This is a genomic window from Methylophaga nitratireducenticrescens (assembly GCF_000260985.4).
Taxonomy (GTDB): Bacteria; Pseudomonadota; Gammaproteobacteria; order Nitrosococcales; family Methylophagaceae; genus Methylophaga; species Methylophaga nitratireducenticrescens.
Window position 1 is genome coordinate 891803 of record NC_017857.3, and the last position, 17821, is coordinate 909623.

Sequence of the window (17821 nt, forward strand, 5' to 3'; positions counted from 1 at the left end):
GCGATGATGGAACAACAGCCCTTAAGCCTATCACAGCGAGATAACTGACCCGACATGAGCCTGAAACTGCGTTTATTGATCATTGTAACCTTGATTCTGGTATTCAACTTTGTCGCCGCTGGCTATTTTATGATCCAGAATGCCCGTCAGGCTGTAGCGGCTGAAATGGCTTCCAGTACACAGTTGGCACGCGGACTATTAATCAATGCTTTACCGACGTTACGTTTTTCCAATGATCTGAGTGAGCGGGTAACCCTGATCGTCGACAGTGTACGACATACTCGACATATCCGCGCCTGGTTTGAAGATATGAACGGTCAACCGTTAATTGGCCATGAAGAAGGGGTCCCGTTCACCAACCGACCAGATGCGCCGGACTGGTTTATCCGGTTAATGGAACCGGAAGCGGTGGCGTTTCGGCGACTTATTACCCGCGGTAGCCAATCGTATGGTTATCTGGTGGTTGAAGCCGATCCCAGTGATGAGGTCACCGAGGTATGGCGGGACATGGAAACCTTGATGTTACTAGGCTTGTTTTTTCTGACCGTAATTTCCAGTCTTATTTATATGGCGTTGTTACATGGGTTAAAGCCGCTACGGCAATTAGCAGATGCATTAGGCCGGCTTGAGAAAGGCGATTTTCATGCACGTGTTGATACCGGTGGAGCTAAAGAATTAAAACCAATTCAAATTCGTTTTAATCATATGGCCGATGTATTGGAAACGACAATGGCTGAAAACCATGCACTGGCAGGTAATATGCTGACTTTACAGGAGTCTGAACGTCGTGACCTGGCGCGTGAACTACATGATGAATTGGCCCCATGCTTGTTTGGTATTAGAGTAGATCTTGCTGAAATTGAACGTATTGCTATCGAAAACAAAATGCCGGATGTTGAAGAAAAAGTCAGCTCGGTCAAATTAATTACCAGTCATATACAGTCTCTGGTTCGTAAAATGCTCAGCCGTTTGCGGCCTATGACGCTTGATGATCTCGGACTGGCAGAAGCTTTACGTGATATGTTGCATAACTGGCGTGACCGTCAACCGGAAATTGATTGGGAATGGGATTTTGTTGGTGATTTCACCGGTCTGGCAGATACTCTGCAAGTAACGGTTTATCGGGTAGTGCAGGAATGTACTACCAATTGTGTCCGCCATGCTGAGGCCAGCCATGTGCGGGTTGAAGTCAAGCGTGAAACACACTATATAAAAGTAACGGTTACCGATGATGGTAAGGGGCTGGACACTTCTGCAGTCAAAGGTTTTGGTTTAATCGGAATGCGCGAAAGGGTCTCGGCATTAGGTGGTAAGATTGCGTTTGATACTGCCGAAGGTCAGGGTTTGCAAGTACGGGTAATGATCCCTTTGAAGAGTGAAAATCAAAAATGAAACAAAACATCACAATCCTGGTGGTAGATGATCATCCAATCGTCAGAGCGGGCTGCAGGCAGCTGATTCAGCAAATTCCATCGGCTAAGGTGGTTGAAGCTGAAACAGGTGAAGAAGGATATCGACTGTTCCAGGAGGTGTATCCGGATATGGTGTTATTGGATATCACATTACCGGGTGTCGGTGGACTGGAAGTGCTGCGCCGAATTCGAGCCAACCGTGATACGGCCAAAGTGTTAATGTTTAGCATGCATGAAGATCCGGTATTTGCATCACGTGCAATGCAGGCTGGGGCTCGCGGTTATATCACCAAAAATAATGCTGCTGACCATCTGGTTGAGGCCGTCAGTAAAGTGCTTGAAGGCAAAATATACCTGAGTCCGGATATGGCACAACAGCTGGCGATGTTGAATATCGATGCTGGTACCAGTGCGCTAAGTGATCTATCCCGACGTGAATTGGAAATTTTACGCTTGCTTGGAGAAGGAAAAAGCATGAATGAAATTTCTGATGTTTTAGGTATCAGTTATAAAACTGTCGCAAATAATCTGACCCAGATTAAAGCTAAGCTGGATATCAACAAAACCGCCGAGTTGATGCGCTTTGCGATCAGCCATGGATTGTCATCCTAACCTCCTGTTTTTGCGTCTATGTTTTTGAAAAGGAACATGTTCCCGTTTTAAAAGGAGAAGTCACTCATGGCGAATGGACTTGCAATAAGTATTATTTGTAACAAGTCCATAGGAATGTTCAGCTTCTATAGTCTTATATTTCTCTCTCCTTCTATTGAAGGTTTCAGCCAGTCCCTAGGGTCTGGCTTTTTTTTGCCTTTTAATTACACTTTTCCCCAACTGATTCGTCTAAATGATAAGAGATCGCATTTAGGCTTTCCACTGTGTGCATTCTCTTGATAAGATGTCGCTTTCATTTCCACCGCCGACATCCGGTAACACAAGGAAAATTTTATGCAATTTAATTTTAGCCGACTATGCTGCCTGTTGGGCATTTGGTTGGTGCCATTATTCACCTATGCTGGCGCATTGGATCTGGCTGTTGATCAGCAGGTTCAGACTGATATTGCTGCACAGCGAACACAGCAACAAATTGATAGTCTTGATGATGAGACGCGAGAATTGCTAGCGGAGTATCGCAGTATACTAAATCAAAAAGAGAGTCTGGCGGCTTATAACAGTCAACTCGAACAGCTGGTTTCTTCTCAACAGGACGAGCTGGCTTCAGTTGAGGATCAGCTAGCCAATATCGATACCACACAACGCGATATCACTCCACTGATGATAAAAATGGTGGAAGTCATCGAACAGTTTGTTGAGCTGGACACGCCATTTTTACCGGAAGAGCGTAATAGTCGTGTCGCCCAACTGAAAGCAATGATGGATCGTGCAGATGTCAATCTGTCGGAAAAATACCGCCGTATTCTGGAAGCCTACCAAGTGGAGACAGAATATGGACGGACCCTGGAAGCGTATCAAGGCGAATTGGAAGCAGAAGAACAGAATCGAACAGTCGATTTTTTAAGAGTAGGGCGCGTTGGGTTGTATTATCTGACATTGGATCAACTGGAAGCCGGAATGTGGGATCAGGAAACAAAGAGTTGGCAGCAACTCCCACGTGATGCTATTCAATCTGTTGCTCAGGGCCTTAAAGTGGCTCGCAAGCAATTGCCACCCGATTTATTAACCCTGCCGGTCAAAACGCCAGAGGCAAACCGATGAGAAGCATTTCTATTTTTATTATTTCTTTACTGGCCTCGCCGTTGATGGTCATGGCTGCCGATAAGCCAGCCAATCTCGATCAGTTATTGGAACAAGTCAAGCGTGAGCGGGTGATAGAACAGGAACAGAACCGTATCCGTGAAACAGAATTTCTTGAAGCACGGGATCGCCAGGCTGAATTATTAGCACAAGCCAAAGCTGACCTGGCTGCCGAGGAACGTCGTACTGAAACGTTGAATGACCAGTTTGAAGAGAATGAATTCAAATTAGCAGAACAGGAAGCCTTATTACAGGAACGTTCCGGCTCATTGGGCGAACTGTTTGGTACGGTACGACAAATGGCAACTGACAGTCGTGCGGTTATTGAATCCTCCATGACCAGTGTGCAATATCCTGAACGTATTGCTTTTTTGACAGAACTAAGTGAACGCAAACAACAGCCAAGTATCGATGAATTACGTGAACTGTGGTTAGTGTTACAACATGAAATGACGCATTCCGGCAAAGTGGAACAGTTTCCAGCTCAAGTCATCACAGCTAATGGAGAAGTCGCAGATCGCGATGTAACACGGGTCGGCGTGTTTACCGCTTTCAGTGATGGTAAATTTCTGCGTTACATGTCGGAAAACCGCAACCTTGTTGAATTAGCCAGACAGCCGGTTCAGCGTCTGCGGGATCAAATCGAAGACTTTGAAAACAGTGAGGCGGGTGTTTTAAAGCCCGTAGTAGTGGATCCGACGCGTGGTGCCATCATGGCATTGCTGGTGCAAACACCAGATTTGCAAGAACGTATCAAACAAGGTGGTTGGATTGGTTATATCATTCTGATCCTTGGGGCGATTGGTATGTTGATCGCGCTGATTCGTTTTGTAACGTTGATGCGGATGGAACATGGCGTCAAGAAGCAGCAAAAATCAAAAGAACTGAATATGAAAAACCCACTGGGTCGAATTTTGTCTGTTTACAGTGACAAAATTGCTCAGGATGTGGAAACCCTGTCACTTAAACTGGATGAAGCTATCCTCAGAGAAACGCCAAGTATCGAGCGTGGCTTAATTACTTTGGCAATTTTGGCAGCGGTCGCACCAATGCTGGGTTTATTGGGTACGGTTTCCGGCATGATTGAAACCTTTCAGTCAATTACCCTGTTTGGTACCGGCGATCCAAAACTGATGTCCGGCGGTATTTCGCAGGCATTGGTTACCACGGAACTTGGTTTGGCCGTTGCGATTCCTATTCTATTAATTCATAGCGCGTTATCGAGCAAAAGTAATCGTTTGATTCAGATCCTTGATGAAGAAAGTGCAGCAATCGTTGCACGTAACGCTGAAACACAAACTTTGCAACGCGATGGATAATCTTTTTCAGATACAACTGCTGATGGAAAGCGGCGGCACCGTGCTGTGGCTGATTCTGCTGGCGTCTATTCTGATGTGGACGCTGATCATCGAGCGCTATGTGTTTATCTGGTTTCTGCATCCTCGTGAGGTTCGCAAGATGATGGATGAGTGGCATCAGCGAGATGACCTGGCCAGTTGGTATGCCCAGCAAATCCGTCAGGGCATGATTGCTGAAAGCCGGGTAATGCTGGAGCGGTTTCTGATTTTGATACGCACGCTTACTGTGGCCTTACCGATGTTGGGTCTACTCGGCACAGTAGACGGGATGATTCAGACATTTGACGTGATGACAGTTTTTGGTACCGGTAATACCCGAGGTATGGCAGGTGGTATTTCAGTGGCATTAATAACCACGATGGGCGGTTTGTTGACCGCTTTATCAGGGCTCTATTTCATTACTCAGCTGGAACAGCGTGTTGCCAGAGAAGTTAATAACGTGGCTGACGCCCTACGCAGAGATTAGGAAAGTTTATGCGAAACAGACATTCCCGCCGTCAAAGTGGCGGCATAGCTGAAATCAACATGACACCATTAATTGATATGGTGTTTATCCTGTTGATCTTTTTTATTGTAACTACTTCTTTTGTAAAGGAAACCGGGGTGGATGTGAATCGCCCATCGGCAAAAACAGCCGTGGAGAAAGAGCGTGCCAATATTTTGATCTCGATTCGTGAAAATGATGAAATCTGGATGGATCAGCGACAGATAGATCGTCGTGCTGTGCGTGCCAACGTAGAGCGTATGTATGCGGAAAACCCGGAAGGATCAGTCATTATTCTGGCTGATGAAGAAGCCAAAACAGGCTTGTTAATTGAAGTCATGGATCAGGCACGTCTGGCGGGAGTTGCGAATGTCTCAATTGCTGCTGAACGAGACTAGTCGCGGAGAATCACCTTCTATGCGTATCTTTATTGGGTTGTTGCTGGCGATCGTAGTCAATTATGGCCTGTTCACCTTGATGAAAGAAATGACCACGTCGGATAGCAGTCTTTATCGAGATGATAATGAAATTCTGGTGCTGGATTTTGTGCGTTTGAAACAGGAAGAAACTCAACCTGAAACTATCAAACGTGAAATTCCAAAAAAACCACCCCCTCCGGAAGAGCCACCGCCACCAACTCCGACTACTGCACCAAAAATGACGCAACCGGATGTGCAGCAACCGCAGATGGATATGCCAAGAATTGATGTGCCACTGAATATTGCTGGTCAACCTTATCTGGGTGATTTTAGTGCTGAACCGGCACCCGCGCCGTCTCCTACGCCGGTGCAGGGACCGCAGATGGATGATGAGGTAGTGCCATTGGTGCGTATTCCACCTAATTACCCACGTGTTGCACAGCGACGTGGAATCGAAGGCGTGGTCACGGTCGTCTTTACCATAACCCGTGATGGTCGGGTAAAGGATCCTCAGGTGGTTTCGGCCAATCCCGAGAATGTATTTGATAATGCAGCGAAGACGGCTATTCTCAAATGGAAATTCAAGCCTAAAGTTGTCGACGGTGAGCCGGTTGAACGTCGTGCAACTCAGGAAATTGAATTTAAGTTGGCCAGGTAAACATGAAGAAACTTACGCAAAAATTCGCTTTGATGACGCTGGTTGCCTGTCTTGCATTGCCATTAACCTCAATGGCTGAGGATGAGTACCTGCTCAGTGAAGCTACCTACAAATCGCTTAACGCTGCTCAGGAAAAAATGGAGCAGCAGCAATATCGTCAGGCTGAAGCGGATCTGAAAAAGCTGGTCGGTGATACTGATGCAGGAAGTTACGAAAGGGCAGTCGTATTGCAAACTCTGGGGTATTTATACTCTGAAACAGAGCAGTACAAACTGGCGGCACAACAGTTTGAAGATGCCCTCGCACTTAACGCCCTGCCTGAGGATGTCACTCACAACCTGCGTTATAACCTGGCTCAGTTGCTAATCAGCGATGGTGCGTATCAGAAAGGCATTGACCTGCTGACCCAATGGTTGGACAAAGAACCTCAAGCGAACAGCAGTGCTTATGTGTTACTGGCCACGGCTTATTACCAGATAAACCAGTTTACCAATGCCGTTGAGGCCATTCGTACTGCTATTCAGCGTGACAATTCGCCCAAAGAAAACTGGTACCGATTGCAATTGTCTGCGCATATGGAAATGCAGCAATACAATCAAGCCATTAATGTACTGGAAATTCTGATCGAACGTTTTCCGGTCAATAAAACCTATTGGGATCAATTGGCTGCTCTCTATGCCCAACAGGAAAAACGTCTGACCTCACTTGCTGTGCAGATGCTGGCAAAGCGGCTGAATCTCGGTGATAAAGATACGGTATTGCGCCTGGCGAATATGTATCGCTACCTGAATATTCCCTATAAATCTGCCCAGCTACTGCAGAAATCGATGGATGATGGGGTGATTGAGCGTAATTTCAAAAATCTTGAATCACTGGCGGACAGTTGGTTAGCCGCCAGAGAAAATGAAAATGCCACTCAGGTGTTAGCCCAAATGCAATCAATGGATTCCTCAGGCGAAACCGACCTGAAACTGGCCAGAGTATTTATCAGCATGGAACAGTGGGATGAAGCTGCCGGACCGCTTCAGCAAAGCCTGGAAAAATTACCCGAAGCAAAACGTGGTCAGGCCTGGATGCTCTCCGGCATGGTCAATTTTCATCTAGGTAACAGAGAGCGGTCAGAGCAACATCTGAATCGTGCTTTGGCTTACTCGGAAGTGCGTAATCAAGCTACACAATGGCTTAGACATTTACAGAACACTCAGCCGGATAAGGACGATGCCTGAACCATCACTGACGGAACTTAAAACCCAACTGGTTCAACATTATCGTTGGTTGCGTCAATACGGGTGCAATGATTCACATAGTGGTAATGCTTCTTTTCGCTGGCATAATCAGATTTGGGTGACCCCTACAGGCTGTTGTGCCGATACCCTGACATCGGAAATGCTGGTGCCCTGTGATATTGACGGCCACTGTGGGGAAGGCGCCTCACTGGACGCTCCGCTGCACCTGGCTACTTATCAGCATAATCCGAATACCAGAGCCGTTATTCATAGCCATGGGCCGCATGCGATTGCGATGACGATGAATGGTGAAGATTTTATCCCGGTGGATTTTGAAGGGCAGTATTATTTTTCGACCATTCCGGTTATTTCAATTGACTATGCCGAGTACATTGAGAAATCACCTTTGGCAGTGGCGCAGGGGCTGGCCCGTCATAAAGTTGTCATTGTTCGTGGGCATGGTGTCTATGCCTGTGCAGAAACCATCAATTTGGCCTACAAGTGGAGTTGCTCAGTCGAGCTCTCTGCCAAAACGGCCTGGCTTGCTGCTCAGCTATAATCTGCTTTACACGAAACCAATTCGTACAAAATAAGTCAAAAGGGTCTGTTTATCTTCCATCGCCGCCTTTGTTGTGACTGAAAAACCACCAATCAAGGCGCGAGGAATGTAGTTTAGTCGTTCTAAACAAATGACGAGTAACGCAGAGTGGCGGTTTTTCAGCCACAACCCAAAGGGCTGGGACTATTTTTCCGCCCCACGGCGTTGGAAATGATTTATGTAGAATAACTACACCGCATCATTTCCGTCTTGTGGAACGAAAAAATAGTCTCCAGCAGTGGTGGCGATGGAAGATAAACAGACCCTAAACTCTCATAAGTATCCTCAAAGGGATTTTTGAACAATGACTGCCGAAAAAGCCGTATCTTTTTCCCACTCAGAACATAGATATTTACGTACTCCACGATTGAATGCAAAAGAGCCGGAAGCTGTTCGCAACGAACTCGCGGCCTATTTCAATGCAAATTTCGAGCGCTATGAATCGCTGTTTGATAATTTGAAATCAGAAGAAGGCTACTACCAGAAAAGTATTCCGCTTCGACATCCGTTAATTTTTTACTTCGGCCATACGGCGACTTTTTTTGTTAATAAGCTTTTATTGGCTGGGTTATTGACCCAGCGCATCAATCCTCGCTTTGAATCCATGTTCGCGGTTGGTGTGGATGAAATGAGCTGGGATGATCTTAATGATGATCATTATGACTGGCCATCAGTAGCGGAAGTAAAAGCCTATCGGCAACAAGTGAAAAAAGCCGTTAATCAGCTTATTCAAAAAGCTCCTCTGCAGTTGCCCATTAACTGGGAAAACCCCTGGTGGGCAATCATGATGGGTATTGAACATGAACAGATCCATTTGGAAACGTCATCAGTATTAATTCGTCAGCAGCAATTACAGTGGGTACAGCCGCATTCGGCGTGGCCAGCATGCGATACTTCCGGATCAGCTCCTGAAAACACAGTTTTGCCAGTTGATGCGGGTCAGGTAAAACTGGGCAAGTCCTTTGATGATGAGTATTACGGCTGGGATAATGAATATGGTCAACATCAGGCAGAAGTACCAGCATTTCAGGCTGCCAAATATCTGGTCAGTAATCAGGAATTTTTAGCCTTTGTTGAAGCTGGCGGATACCAGCAGTCTCATTACTGGCAGCAGGAAGGACTCCAATGGCGGGAATTTACACAAGCTGAATATCCGACATTCTGGCTAAAAACCGATCAAGGCTGGCAGTTGCGATTAATGGCTGAGGTTGTGCCAATGCGCTGGGATTGGCCGGCAGAAGTTAACTACCATGAAGCCAAGGCATTCTGTGCATGGAAGACTGAACAAACTGGTGAAACAGTGCGCTTGCCTACCGAAGATGAATGGTATCGTCTGGTTGATGTTGCTGGTATCGAAGAACTGGACGAGAACACGACACCCGCCAATATTCATCTAGATCATTTTGCCTCTTCCTGTCCGGTAAATCATTTTGCGCAGGGCGATTTTTATGATGTCAGAGGCAATGTCTGGCAATGGACAGAAACGCCGATTTATCCATTCGATGGGTCACAGGTTCATCGCCTGTATGACGATTTCACCACGCCGACATATGATGGAAAACATAATCTGATAAAAGGCGGCAGCTGGATTTCCTGTGGCAATGAAAGCCGTTTATCATCCCGTTATGCGTTCAGACGTCACTTTTTTCAGCATGCAGGGTTCCGTTATGTGGTATCAGATGCGCCAGTGGTGAATCTTGATTCAAATTATGAGACCGACAAAATGCTGTCGGAATATGCCGAATTCCACTACGGTGAACGTTATTTTGATGTGCCCAACTTTCAAAAAACCATCGCTCAGATCGCTATTGAGAAGATGGGAAATAAACCGGCAAGACACGCACTGGATCTGGGGTGTGCGGTGGGTCGTGCCAGTTTCGAATTAGCCAGGCATTTTGATCAGGTAACGGGAATTGATTTCTCGGCACGGCTGATCAATCTTGGCGTGCAGCTGAAGCGTGATGGCGTGATCCGTTATGCCGTAGCAGATGAAGGTGATTTATTACTGTATCGCGAACAACGGCTAGAAAACTTTGGTCTGGAAGATACCGCGCATAAAGTTGACTTTATGCAGGGTGATGCCTGTAATTTAAAAGCGGTCTACCAAGGCTATGATTTAATTTTAGCGGCCAATTTACTGGATCGCTTGTATGACCCGATATTATTTTTAAAACACATACATGAACGAATTAATGTGGGTGGCCTGTTAGTGCTGGCCTCACCCTATACCTGGCTGGAAGAACACACGGACAAAGCCAACTGGCTGGGTGGATTCAAAAAGGATGGGGAAAGCTTTTCCACTCTGGACGGGATAAAAAGTGTACTGGAACCGCACTTTAAATTGGTTGAGGGACCGTTTTCGCAAGCATTTGTCATACGTGAAACTCGGCGTAAATTCCAGCATACTCTGTCAGAAGTGACTATCTGGGAACGTCGGAATGAGCAAGATTGATTTTGATAAGCCAATAGATCGTAGCGGCACATATAGTCTTAAATATGACGCCCGGCAGCGATTGTTTGGCCGGGATGATGCCATTCCATTGTGGGTGGCAGATATGGATTTTGCTGCCCCGGAGGCAGTGACAAAGGCGTTGACTGCCAGAGCCCAGCATCCACTTTATGGCTACAGTGAATATCCTGAAGCGTTGTATCAATCCACTCAGGAATGGTTTTTACGACGTCATCAATGGCATATTGAAGCTGAACATATCCTGATTTGTCCGGGAGTAGTGCCATCATTGCATGCCACCATCATGGCGCTCACCGAAAAGCATGATCAGGTGATAGCCCAGCCACCGGTATATTTCCCATTTTTCTCGGCAGTGACCGAGACCCAGCGGGAGCTGGTATTAAATCCGCTGCAGCTGGTGGACGATTATTACCAGATTAATTTTGCTGAATTGGCCGAACAGGCAGCAGCAGGGGCAAAAATGCTGCTACTCTGTTCACCACATAATCCGGGTGGACGGGTGTGGAGCGAGTCTGAACTGCAACAGCTGCTGGATATTGCCAGACAATATCAATTGATTATTGTCAGTGATGAAATTCATGCCGATCTGGTCTTATCGGGGCAGAAGCATATTCCGTTGGCAACACTGGCTGATGATGTGCCAATGGTGACCGCTGTATCGGCCAGCAAAACATTTAATATTGCCGGGCTTGGAATGTCGATGTTGATAGTCCCGGATAATCAGCATAAAAAAGCGATTGAATCGGTGTTTAACTCCTGGCATGTCAGCGCTGCCAATCCTTTTAGTATTGAAGCGACGGTAGCCGCCTACCGGCATGGAGAACAGTGGCTGGATGAACTGTTGTTGTATCTGCAGCAAACCTACCACTGGGTACAGCAATTTTTTGCTGAACAGCTACCGAAGATACGAATATTGGATTTACAATCAACCTATCTATTATGGCTGGATTGCCGTGAATTGATGCTTAATGACAAGCAACTCAGAACCTTTTTTGTTCAACAGGCGGGTGTGGCGATGAATCCCGGTGTGATGTTTGGCGATGCCGGCAGTGGTTTTATGCGAATGAATATTGCCGCGCCACGGGCGATGATCGAACAAGCCTGTCAGCAAATTGTCTCAGCCTGGGAAAATATGCAATGAAGCATGCAAGCACACACGTTCTTACCCCATCCAGTTGATTTTTGAAAGTGGGGTGGAGCAATGGTTTTATTTCAATGATGTGAGGTTAAATATGCAACAGACTATTGGTGATGCCGCTGGAGAAATTTGGAAATATCTCAAAAAGAATGGAGTCACAAGCTCTTCCAAATTGGCTAAAGAGTGTGGATTAGATAATAAGTCGCTTCAGCGAGCAATTGGCTGGTTGAGCCGAGAAGATAACCTCAGTCTGACGCAAAAGGGGCGTAGCGAAATCATCGACCTTAAAGAGCGTTAATCTGCCGGTACAATTTGCTTTATGGTAAAGGCTCCACGGACACTACCTACGCTAAATCCCTTGGCCTGATCATCGGGATAGTGTTTTTTCAACTTGGCCTGGATAGGCTCCGGTATCTTTTCACCGTGGCAGGTGACGCAGACTAAATCGGTACCAATCGCTTTCATCATGCGCCATTGTTTAACGCCGTCTGTTTCCACCTGCTCACTGAAACTGAGCTTTTTAATGGTTTCGCCTTTTTCCAGGCGTTTCTCAAAACTTCTTAAAACAGTTTTTTCCCATTCATCAGGCTTATTTTCAGGGTTACGGATTTTCAGGGCGGTACGACTGACATCAAGATTGTATTTGGTGGAAACCTGTTCTGCCACTCTGGGAGCAATATCTTTACAAACAGCAATAGTTTTCACTGAACCATCTGTTTGCATGGATAACATCAATGCTGATTTGAGCGTTTCGGCAAATTCTTTTATCGCCGCATTGGCCTGGGTTTCAAATTCTTTAGCGCTCTCAGCCTGAACTGAAAAGGTACACAACAAGATTGTGATAAAAATAATCGGCCGAATATTCATGTTAGTGCTCCACGGTGAATCGATATAAATGCTGTTCTTGGCATTACCAGAAGATAAAAAGCTCGTTCACGCTGCTTAAAATAATTAATACTATTTTGGCAGTGAACCATAGCCGCTAAATAATATGCAATAGGGAATGATCACACTTTAATTTGCCGTTGGTCGAAAAAAACAAGCAAGGTTAAATATTAGCATCTAATTATATGTGATGGGGACTGCGTTATTGTGTCCCAATCGCCAGGATGCTTGTACATCCGGCTTTTATCCTGCTAACCTTCGGGCAACTTGATTTTTTTGACTAAGAGAAGATGACCAATATCTACGACGCTTCGGCAATTGAGGTTCTAACGGGATTGGATCCGGTCAGAAAACGACCTGGCATGTATACCGATACCACAAGACCGAATCATCTGGCTCAGGAAGTCATTGATAACAGTGTCGATGAAGCCATTGCCGGTCACGCAACAAAGATTGAAGTCATCCTGCACCCCGATAACTCGCTTGAAGTCATTGATGATGGACGGGGAATGCCTGTGGATATCCACCCTGAAGAAGGGGTACCCGGCGTTGAAGTCATTCTGACCCGGCTGCATGCCGGGGGTAAGTTTTCCAATAAAAATTATCGTTTTTCCGGTGGTCTGCATGGCGTCGGTGTCTCTGTCGTCAATGCCTTATCCAAACGACTGGAAGTTAATATTCGTCGTGATGGCGTCAGTTACAGCATTGCATTTGAAAATGGGCTATTGGTCGAATCCTTAGCTGAAACCGGTACTGTCGGCAAAAAGAATACCGGCACCAGTGTGCGTTTCTGGCCGGACACCAGCTTTTTTGATGCCCCTAAATTTCTGGTCTCGCGTTTGCGTCATGTTTTGCGAGCCAAAGCGGTACTGTGCCCCGGTTTAGGGGTCACCTTTGAAGATTTAAGTGGTGCCGAAAAACAAAATGATCGCTGGTGTTATGAGGATGGCTTGAACAGTTATCTCGCCAATGCGATGACGGATCTGCCCTGTGTACCGGCCAAACCATTTGTTGGCCATTTTGCCGATGCAGATCAGGAAGTCGACTGGGCCCTTATGTGGCAGCTTGAACCGGCAGAAATCATTGCTGAAAGTTATGTGAATCTTATTCCAACGGCACAGGGAGGCACTCATGTAAATGGATTACGTTCCGGGCTGCTTGATGCTTTGCGTGAATTCTGTGAATTTCGCAGCCTGCTGCCACGTGGCGTAAAACTATCGGCCGAAGATATTTGGGAACGTTGCAGTTACGTATTATCAGTCAAATTACAGGATCCGCAGTTTTCCGGTCAGACTAAAGAACGTTTGTCTTCCCGACAATGTGCCGGGTTTGTGGCTGGTGCCGTAAAAGATTCGTTCAGTTTATGGCTCAATCACCATATTGAAGATGGTGAAAAAATAGCTGAGCTGGCGATTAACAATGCCCAATCACGTTTAAAACAGGCTAAAAAGGTTGTACGTAAACGGGTGCAATCCGGTCCGGCACTTCCTGGCAAACTGGCGGACTGTACTTCTCAGGATCCATCTCGCACTGAACTGTTTCTGGTGGAAGGGGATTCTGCAGGTGGCAGTGCGAAACAAGGACGTGATCGTGTATTTCAGGCCATCATGCCGTTACGCGGTAAAATTCTGAATACCTGGGAAGTCGAAGCCTCGCAGGTGCTGGCTTCACAGGAAGTCCATGACATCGCTGTTGCAGTGGGGGTTGATCCCGGCTCGGATGATCTTACCGGTCTGCGCTACGGCAAAATCTGTATTCTTGCTGATGCCGACTCAGATGGCGCGCATATTGCGACGCTGTTATGTGCGTTATTTGTCCGACATTTCCGACCACTGGTCGAATCCGGGCATATCTGTGTGGCGATGCCACCTTTATATCGGATCGATGTGGGCAAACAAGTGTTTTACGCACTGGATGATGAAGAGCGGCAAATCATTCTGGACCGTATCGAGCGCGATAAGATTAAAGGCAAAGTCAGTACCCAGCGCTTTAAAGGTCTGGGCGAGATGAATCCTTTGCAATTACGTGAAACTACCATGGCTCCTGATACACGCCGTCTGATTCGACTCACCATTGACGCCGATGATGATACGTTTATGACGCTTGATAAACTGCTGGCCAAGAAACGGGCGGGTGATCGAAAAGTCTGGCTGGAACAGCATGGCGATTTAGCTGATGGTTTAATCTGAACTGAGAATTTTGAATGAGCACTATAGTCGACGATCTGGAACAGCAACCGCTTCGGGATTTTACCGAAAAGGCCTATCTGGGATATTCCATGTACGTCATTCTGGATCGTGCCTTACCGCATCTGGCTGATGGTCTTAAACCGGTACAGCGACGCATTGTTTATGCGATGTCCGAGTTGGGCCTCAGTGCTTTATCCAAACATAAAAAATCCGCTCGTACCGTCGGTGACGTATTAGGTAAATATCATCCGCATGGTGATTCGGCCTGTTACGAAGCCATGGTGCTGATGGCTCAGCCATTCTCCTATCGTTACACCTTGATTGACGGTCAGGGTAACTGGGGGTCAATGGATGATCCCAAATCATTTGCCGCCATGCGTTATACCGAAGCACGTCTGGCACCTTACGCCCAAACATTATTAACTGAGCTGGGGCAGGGCACGGTCGAATGGATGCCCAATTTTGATGGCACCATGGATGAGCCACAACTGCTGCCCGCACGACTTCCCAATGTATTATTGAACGGTGCCACCGGTATTGCCGTGGGTATGGCAACTGACATCCTGCCGCACAATTTGCGGGAAGTGGTTAACGCCTGTCTGCTGTTACTCAAATCACCGAAAAGTACACTGGATGATCTGTTAACTGAAATTCAGGGCCCGGATTTCCCGACTGGTGGTGAAATCGTCTCGCCTCAGGCCGAAATCCGCCGCATTTACGAAACCGGTCATGGTTCGATTCGCCAGCGTGCTGCTTATAAAGTTGAAGACAACGAAGTTGTGATTCATGCGCTACCCTATCAGACTTCCGGTGCCAAAGTGCTGGAACAGATCGCCGCACAGATGAATAACAAAAAGCTGCCAATGGTCGCAGATTTACGCGATGAATCTGATCACGAACAGGCAGTGCGTCTGGTGATTGTGCCGCGTTCCAATCGGGTGGACATTGAAAGTCTGATGTCGCATCTGTTTGCCACTACTGATCTGGAACGCAGCTACCGCGTCAATATGAACATGATCGGCCTTGATGGTCGGCCGCAGGTGAAAAGCCTGCTGCAGATGCTCAGCGAATGGTTAACCTACCGGATTCAAACGGTACGCCGCCGCTTGCAGTATCGTCTGGATAAAGTGCTGGATCGCATGCATGTGCTGGAAGGCCTGCTGGTTGCTTATCTGAATATAGATGAAGTCATTGCCATTATCCGTTATGAGGATGATCCCAAAGCCGAGTTAATGGCCCGATTCAGTCTTAGTGATCGCCAGGCCGAATCGATTCTCGAATTACGTTTGCGTCATTTGGCAAAACTGGAAGAAATGAAGCTCAAAGGCGAAATGGATGAGCTCAGTAAGGAACGTAAATCACTGGAATTATTACTGAGCTCAGAAACCCGTTTGAAATCGTTGATCCGCAAGGAGCTGACAGCTGATGCCGAAAAATATGGTGATGACCGTCGTAGTGAAATCAAACAACGTGAGGCCGCTAAAGCACTCAGTGAAACCGAATTACTTCCCACAGAACCTCTGACAATTGTGTTATCGGCCAGTGGCTGGGTGCGGGCGGCCAAAGGCCATGATGTGGATCCGGGATCATTAAATTACCGAACCGGCGATCGCTATCTGGCATCGGTGAAAACCCGAAGTAACCAGCAGGTAGTGTTCCTCGATGAAAGCGGCCGTAGTTATTCACTGGCGGCGCATACCTTGCCATCAGCAAGAGGCCAGGGAGAACCGCTGAGCGGTCGATTGCAATCTGCACCAGAAGTACGCTTTATTGCGGTGATTGCTGCCGAGAATGATCAGATGGTGTTGTTATCCAATACTGCTGGATATGGTTTTGTAACTCGCTTTGATAACTTACTGGCTAAAAACAAAGCCGGAAAAGCTTTATTCAATCTGCCAGAAAAAGCGGCGTTATTACCACCCTTGGTGGTCGATACAAAAATGCCGCAACAACTGGCGGTTGCTGCAGGAGATGGAAGGTTATTAGTCTTCCCAATCAGTGAAGTGCCGGAACTCAATAAAGGCAAGGGCGTCCGTTTGATCAATATTCCGCAAGCACGTTTCACCAGTGGTCAGGAATGGTTGCAATCGGTCACGCTGGTGCCGGAAAATCATAGTTTGACGCTGCACGCCGGACGTCGTCATCTAACGTTGAAAACCGCTGATCTGCAGCACTATGCGGGCGAGCGGGGCAAACGTGGACACAAGTTACCCAGAGGGTTACAAAAAGTCAGCTCTGTGGAAGTAGCCGAGTAAAAAAGTCAGTTACTTGTTATCCTATCAGCCTGAAATCAACATGCCTGATAGAGATGCTGGATATACCTTCTGATCATTTTTCCGTTACCGCTGTATTGCTGAAAAAATCCAGTCAACATCGCTGGGCCAGTTATTCCTGGTCTTTTCTTGGGGTGATGCCTGGTCTTAGCGAAACACAATTCTCCAAAGCACAGACGCAAGGCGAACTGCATTATTATCCTGAGCTGCACCTGCGCTTATTTCGGCATTATTGCGAAAATTATTACCTCAACCTGATGTCAGAACAGGCCAAGATTTATTTTATTGGGCGTCTGGAAAATGATCTGTTAACACCGGTTTTATTAACGGTGGATTTCGAGGAAGCCGCTTCTTATATGGAAGCAGGCGATCAGGTGCTGGAAGCAGCTTTGCCGGATGAGTTATGTGTTTGGCTGGAACGTTTTATTATCTATCACTATGCACCGGAGGCACCCAAAAAACGTCGTGGTGGACGACGAAAAGATAAAGGTGAATGATGAATGAAAAATCGCCATCAGAACGTTTTTTATCACGCTGGTCCCGCCGTAAGCAGCAAACCAATATTGCAGAAGAAACGGCAACTGAAAAATCAGCGCTTACCGAACAAAACCTGACAGATGAACCTGCACCAGCCAAAGAGCCAGCTGATTTGCCCCTTTGGCAACGTGAGGATGTTGATCCGGAAACCAAAAAACAGGCATTACGTAATTTATTTCGAAAACCGGGCTTTACTCAAACCGATGGGCTTGAAGAATACGAAAATGATTATAACTATCATGCTTTTGCTGGATTGGGCTCTGTGGTAACCCATGAAATGAAGCGGATGCTGGAACGTCAGCTGGCAGAAGCTGACGCAGCTGAACAGCCAGCGATAACTGTCCCTGCAGAAGGCGCTGAACAGCATAACGATACACAATCGCGAAATAATCGCGACGAGGAGGATAAGCCCATTGCATAAC

At 46.8% G+C, this 17821-nt stretch carries 17 protein-coding genes; 16 read left to right on the forward strand and 1 reads right to left on the reverse strand.

The features are described 5' to 3' along the window. Positions 1–54: 54 nt before the first annotated feature. The 12 genes from Q7A_RS04245 (at position 55) to Q7A_RS04300 (ending at position 11813) form a co-directional block, all read left to right on the forward strand. A complete protein-coding gene (locus tag Q7A_RS04245) occupies positions 55–1392 on the forward strand; it encodes a LapD/MoxY N-terminal periplasmic domain-containing protein (RefSeq protein ID WP_014706096.1) in 1338 nt (445 codons plus the stop codon). Beyond that, a complete protein-coding gene (locus tag Q7A_RS04250; RefSeq protein WP_014706097.1) occupies positions 1389–2024 on the forward strand; it encodes a response regulator in 636 nt (211 codons plus the stop codon). Before Q7A_RS04245 ends, Q7A_RS04250 begins: the two co-directional genes overlap by 4 nt. Positions 2025–2357: 333 nt before the next feature. Further along, complete coding sequence (locus tag Q7A_RS04255) at positions 2358–3125, forward strand: DUF3450 domain-containing protein (RefSeq protein ID WP_014706098.1); 768 nt, start codon at positions 2358–2360, stop codon at positions 3123–3125. Then, positions 3122–4483 (forward strand): MotA/TolQ/ExbB proton channel family protein, encoded by a 1362-nt coding sequence (locus Q7A_RS04260; protein ID WP_014706099.1) that lies wholly within the window; start codon positions 3122–3124, stop codon positions 4481–4483. The genes Q7A_RS04255 and Q7A_RS04260 overlap by 4 nt, the downstream gene beginning before the upstream one ends. Beyond that, the gene (locus tag Q7A_RS04265; RefSeq protein ID WP_041354359.1) at positions 4476–4988 is read left to right on the forward strand and encodes a MotA/TolQ/ExbB proton channel family protein; all 513 of its coding nucleotides are present in this window, start codon (positions 4476–4478) and stop codon (positions 4986–4988) included. The genes Q7A_RS04260 and Q7A_RS04265 overlap by 8 nt, the downstream gene beginning before the upstream one ends. An 8-nt stretch (positions 4989–4996) precedes the next feature. After that, on the forward strand, positions 4997–5404 hold the full coding sequence (locus Q7A_RS04270; protein ID WP_014706101.1) for an ExbD/TolR family protein: 408 nt from the start codon (positions 4997–4999) through the stop codon (positions 5402–5404). Then, positions 5376–6083, forward strand: coding sequence for an energy transducer TonB (locus Q7A_RS04275; RefSeq protein WP_238595950.1), 708 nt, complete (start codon positions 5376–5378; stop codon positions 6081–6083). The genes Q7A_RS04270 and Q7A_RS04275 overlap by 29 nt, the downstream gene beginning before the upstream one ends. A 2-nt stretch (positions 6084–6085) precedes the next feature. After that, the gene (locus Q7A_RS04280; RefSeq protein WP_014706103.1) at positions 6086–7309 is read left to right on the forward strand and encodes a tetratricopeptide repeat protein; all 1224 of its coding nucleotides are present in this window, start codon (positions 6086–6088) and stop codon (positions 7307–7309) included. Further along, positions 7302–7868: a class II aldolase/adducin family protein gene (locus Q7A_RS04285; protein ID WP_014706104.1), complete on the forward strand. Its 567-nt coding sequence runs from the start codon at positions 7302–7304 to the stop codon at positions 7866–7868. Before Q7A_RS04280 ends, Q7A_RS04285 begins: the two co-directional genes overlap by 8 nt. Positions 7869–8211: 343 nt before the next feature. Further along, positions 8212–10359: a 5-histidylcysteine sulfoxide synthase gene (gene ovoA / locus Q7A_RS04290; RefSeq protein WP_014706105.1), complete on the forward strand. Its 2148-nt coding sequence runs from the start codon at positions 8212–8214 to the stop codon at positions 10357–10359. Next, on the forward strand, positions 10346–11518 hold the full coding sequence (locus tag Q7A_RS04295; RefSeq protein WP_014706106.1) for a MalY/PatB family protein: 1173 nt from the start codon (positions 10346–10348) through the stop codon (positions 11516–11518). The genes ovoA and Q7A_RS04295 overlap by 14 nt, the downstream gene beginning before the upstream one ends. A gap of 91 nt (positions 11519–11609) precedes the next feature. Beyond that, positions 11610–11813 carry a winged helix-turn-helix domain-containing protein gene (locus tag Q7A_RS04300; RefSeq protein ID WP_014706107.1) on the forward strand — a complete coding sequence of 68 codons (204 nt, stop codon included), beginning with the start codon at positions 11610–11612 and terminating at the stop codon, positions 11811–11813. Here Q7A_RS04300 and Q7A_RS04305 read toward each other — a convergent pair. Continuing rightward, a complete protein-coding gene (locus tag Q7A_RS04305; RefSeq protein WP_014706108.1) occupies positions 11810–12382 on the reverse strand; it encodes a Tll0287-like domain-containing protein in 573 nt (190 codons plus the stop codon). The two genes, Q7A_RS04300 and Q7A_RS04305, sit on opposite strands and share 4 nt — an antisense overlap. Positions 12383–12690: 308 nt before the next feature. On the opposite strand from Q7A_RS04305, the gene parE reads away from it, so the two are divergent. The 4 genes from parE to Q7A_RS04325 are packed head-to-tail and all read left to right on the forward strand — an operon-like array spanning position 12691 to position 17820. Then, positions 12691–14589: a DNA topoisomerase IV subunit B gene (parE, locus tag Q7A_RS04310; RefSeq protein ID WP_014706109.1), complete on the forward strand. Its 1899-nt coding sequence runs from the start codon at positions 12691–12693 to the stop codon at positions 14587–14589. A 14-nt stretch (positions 14590–14603) separates the two neighbouring features. After that, complete coding sequence (gene parC, locus Q7A_RS04315) at positions 14604–16844, forward strand: DNA topoisomerase IV subunit A (RefSeq protein ID WP_014706110.1); 2241 nt, start codon at positions 14604–14606, stop codon at positions 16842–16844. Between the two features lie 53 nt (positions 16845–16897). Then, complete coding sequence (locus Q7A_RS04320) at positions 16898–17359, forward strand: DUF3305 domain-containing protein (RefSeq protein WP_014706111.1); 462 nt, start codon at positions 16898–16900, stop codon at positions 17357–17359. Continuing rightward, positions 17356–17820: a DUF3306 domain-containing protein gene (locus Q7A_RS04325; protein WP_084227442.1), complete on the forward strand. Its 465-nt coding sequence runs from the start codon at positions 17356–17358 to the stop codon at positions 17818–17820. The genes Q7A_RS04320 and Q7A_RS04325 overlap by 4 nt, the downstream gene beginning before the upstream one ends. The last annotated feature ends 1 nt before the right edge of the window (position 17821 follow it).

What these genes read in the sequence shown, in the direction of transcription:
- Q7A_RS04245 (WP_014706096.1), top strand. Translation starts at nt 55, where the DNA reads ATGAGCCTGAAACTGCGTTTATTGATCATTGTAACCTTGATTCTGGTA.
- Q7A_RS04250 (WP_014706097.1), top strand. Translation starts at nt 1,389, where the DNA reads ATGAAACAAAACATCACAATCCTGGTGGTAGATGATCATCCAATCGTC.
- Q7A_RS04255 (WP_014706098.1), top strand. Translation starts at nt 2,358, where the DNA reads ATGCAATTTAATTTTAGCCGACTATGCTGCCTGTTGGGCATTTGGTTG.
- Q7A_RS04260 (WP_014706099.1), top strand. Translation starts at nt 3,122, where the DNA reads ATGAGAAGCATTTCTATTTTTATTATTTCTTTACTGGCCTCGCCGTTG.
- Q7A_RS04265 (WP_041354359.1), top strand. Translation starts at nt 4,476, where the DNA reads ATGGATAATCTTTTTCAGATACAACTGCTGATGGAAAGCGGCGGCACC.
- Q7A_RS04270 (WP_014706101.1), top strand. Translation starts at nt 4,997, where the DNA reads ATGCGAAACAGACATTCCCGCCGTCAAAGTGGCGGCATAGCTGAAATC.
- Q7A_RS04275 (WP_238595950.1), top strand. Translation starts at nt 5,376, where the DNA reads ATGTCTCAATTGCTGCTGAACGAGACTAGTCGCGGAGAATCACCTTCT.
- Q7A_RS04280 (WP_014706103.1), top strand. Translation starts at nt 6,086, where the DNA reads ATGAAGAAACTTACGCAAAAATTCGCTTTGATGACGCTGGTTGCCTGT.
- Q7A_RS04285 (WP_014706104.1), top strand. Translation starts at nt 7,302, where the DNA reads ATGCCTGAACCATCACTGACGGAACTTAAAACCCAACTGGTTCAACAT.
- ovoA (WP_014706105.1), top strand. Translation starts at nt 8,212, where the DNA reads ATGACTGCCGAAAAAGCCGTATCTTTTTCCCACTCAGAACATAGATAT.
- Q7A_RS04295 (WP_014706106.1), top strand. Translation starts at nt 10,346, where the DNA reads ATGAGCAAGATTGATTTTGATAAGCCAATAGATCGTAGCGGCACATAT.
- Q7A_RS04300 (WP_014706107.1), top strand. Translation starts at nt 11,610, where the DNA reads ATGCAACAGACTATTGGTGATGCCGCTGGAGAAATTTGGAAATATCTC.
- Q7A_RS04305 (WP_014706108.1), bottom strand. Translation starts at nt 12,382, where the DNA reads ATGAATATTCGGCCGATTATTTTTATCACAATCTTGTTGTGTACCTTT.
- parE (WP_014706109.1), top strand. Translation starts at nt 12,691, where the DNA reads ATGACCAATATCTACGACGCTTCGGCAATTGAGGTTCTAACGGGATTG.
- parC (WP_014706110.1), top strand. Translation starts at nt 14,604, where the DNA reads ATGAGCACTATAGTCGACGATCTGGAACAGCAACCGCTTCGGGATTTT.
- Q7A_RS04320 (WP_014706111.1), top strand. Translation starts at nt 16,898, where the DNA reads ATGCTGGATATACCTTCTGATCATTTTTCCGTTACCGCTGTATTGCTG.
- Q7A_RS04325 (WP_084227442.1), top strand. Translation starts at nt 17,356, where the DNA reads ATGATGAATGAAAAATCGCCATCAGAACGTTTTTTATCACGCTGGTCC.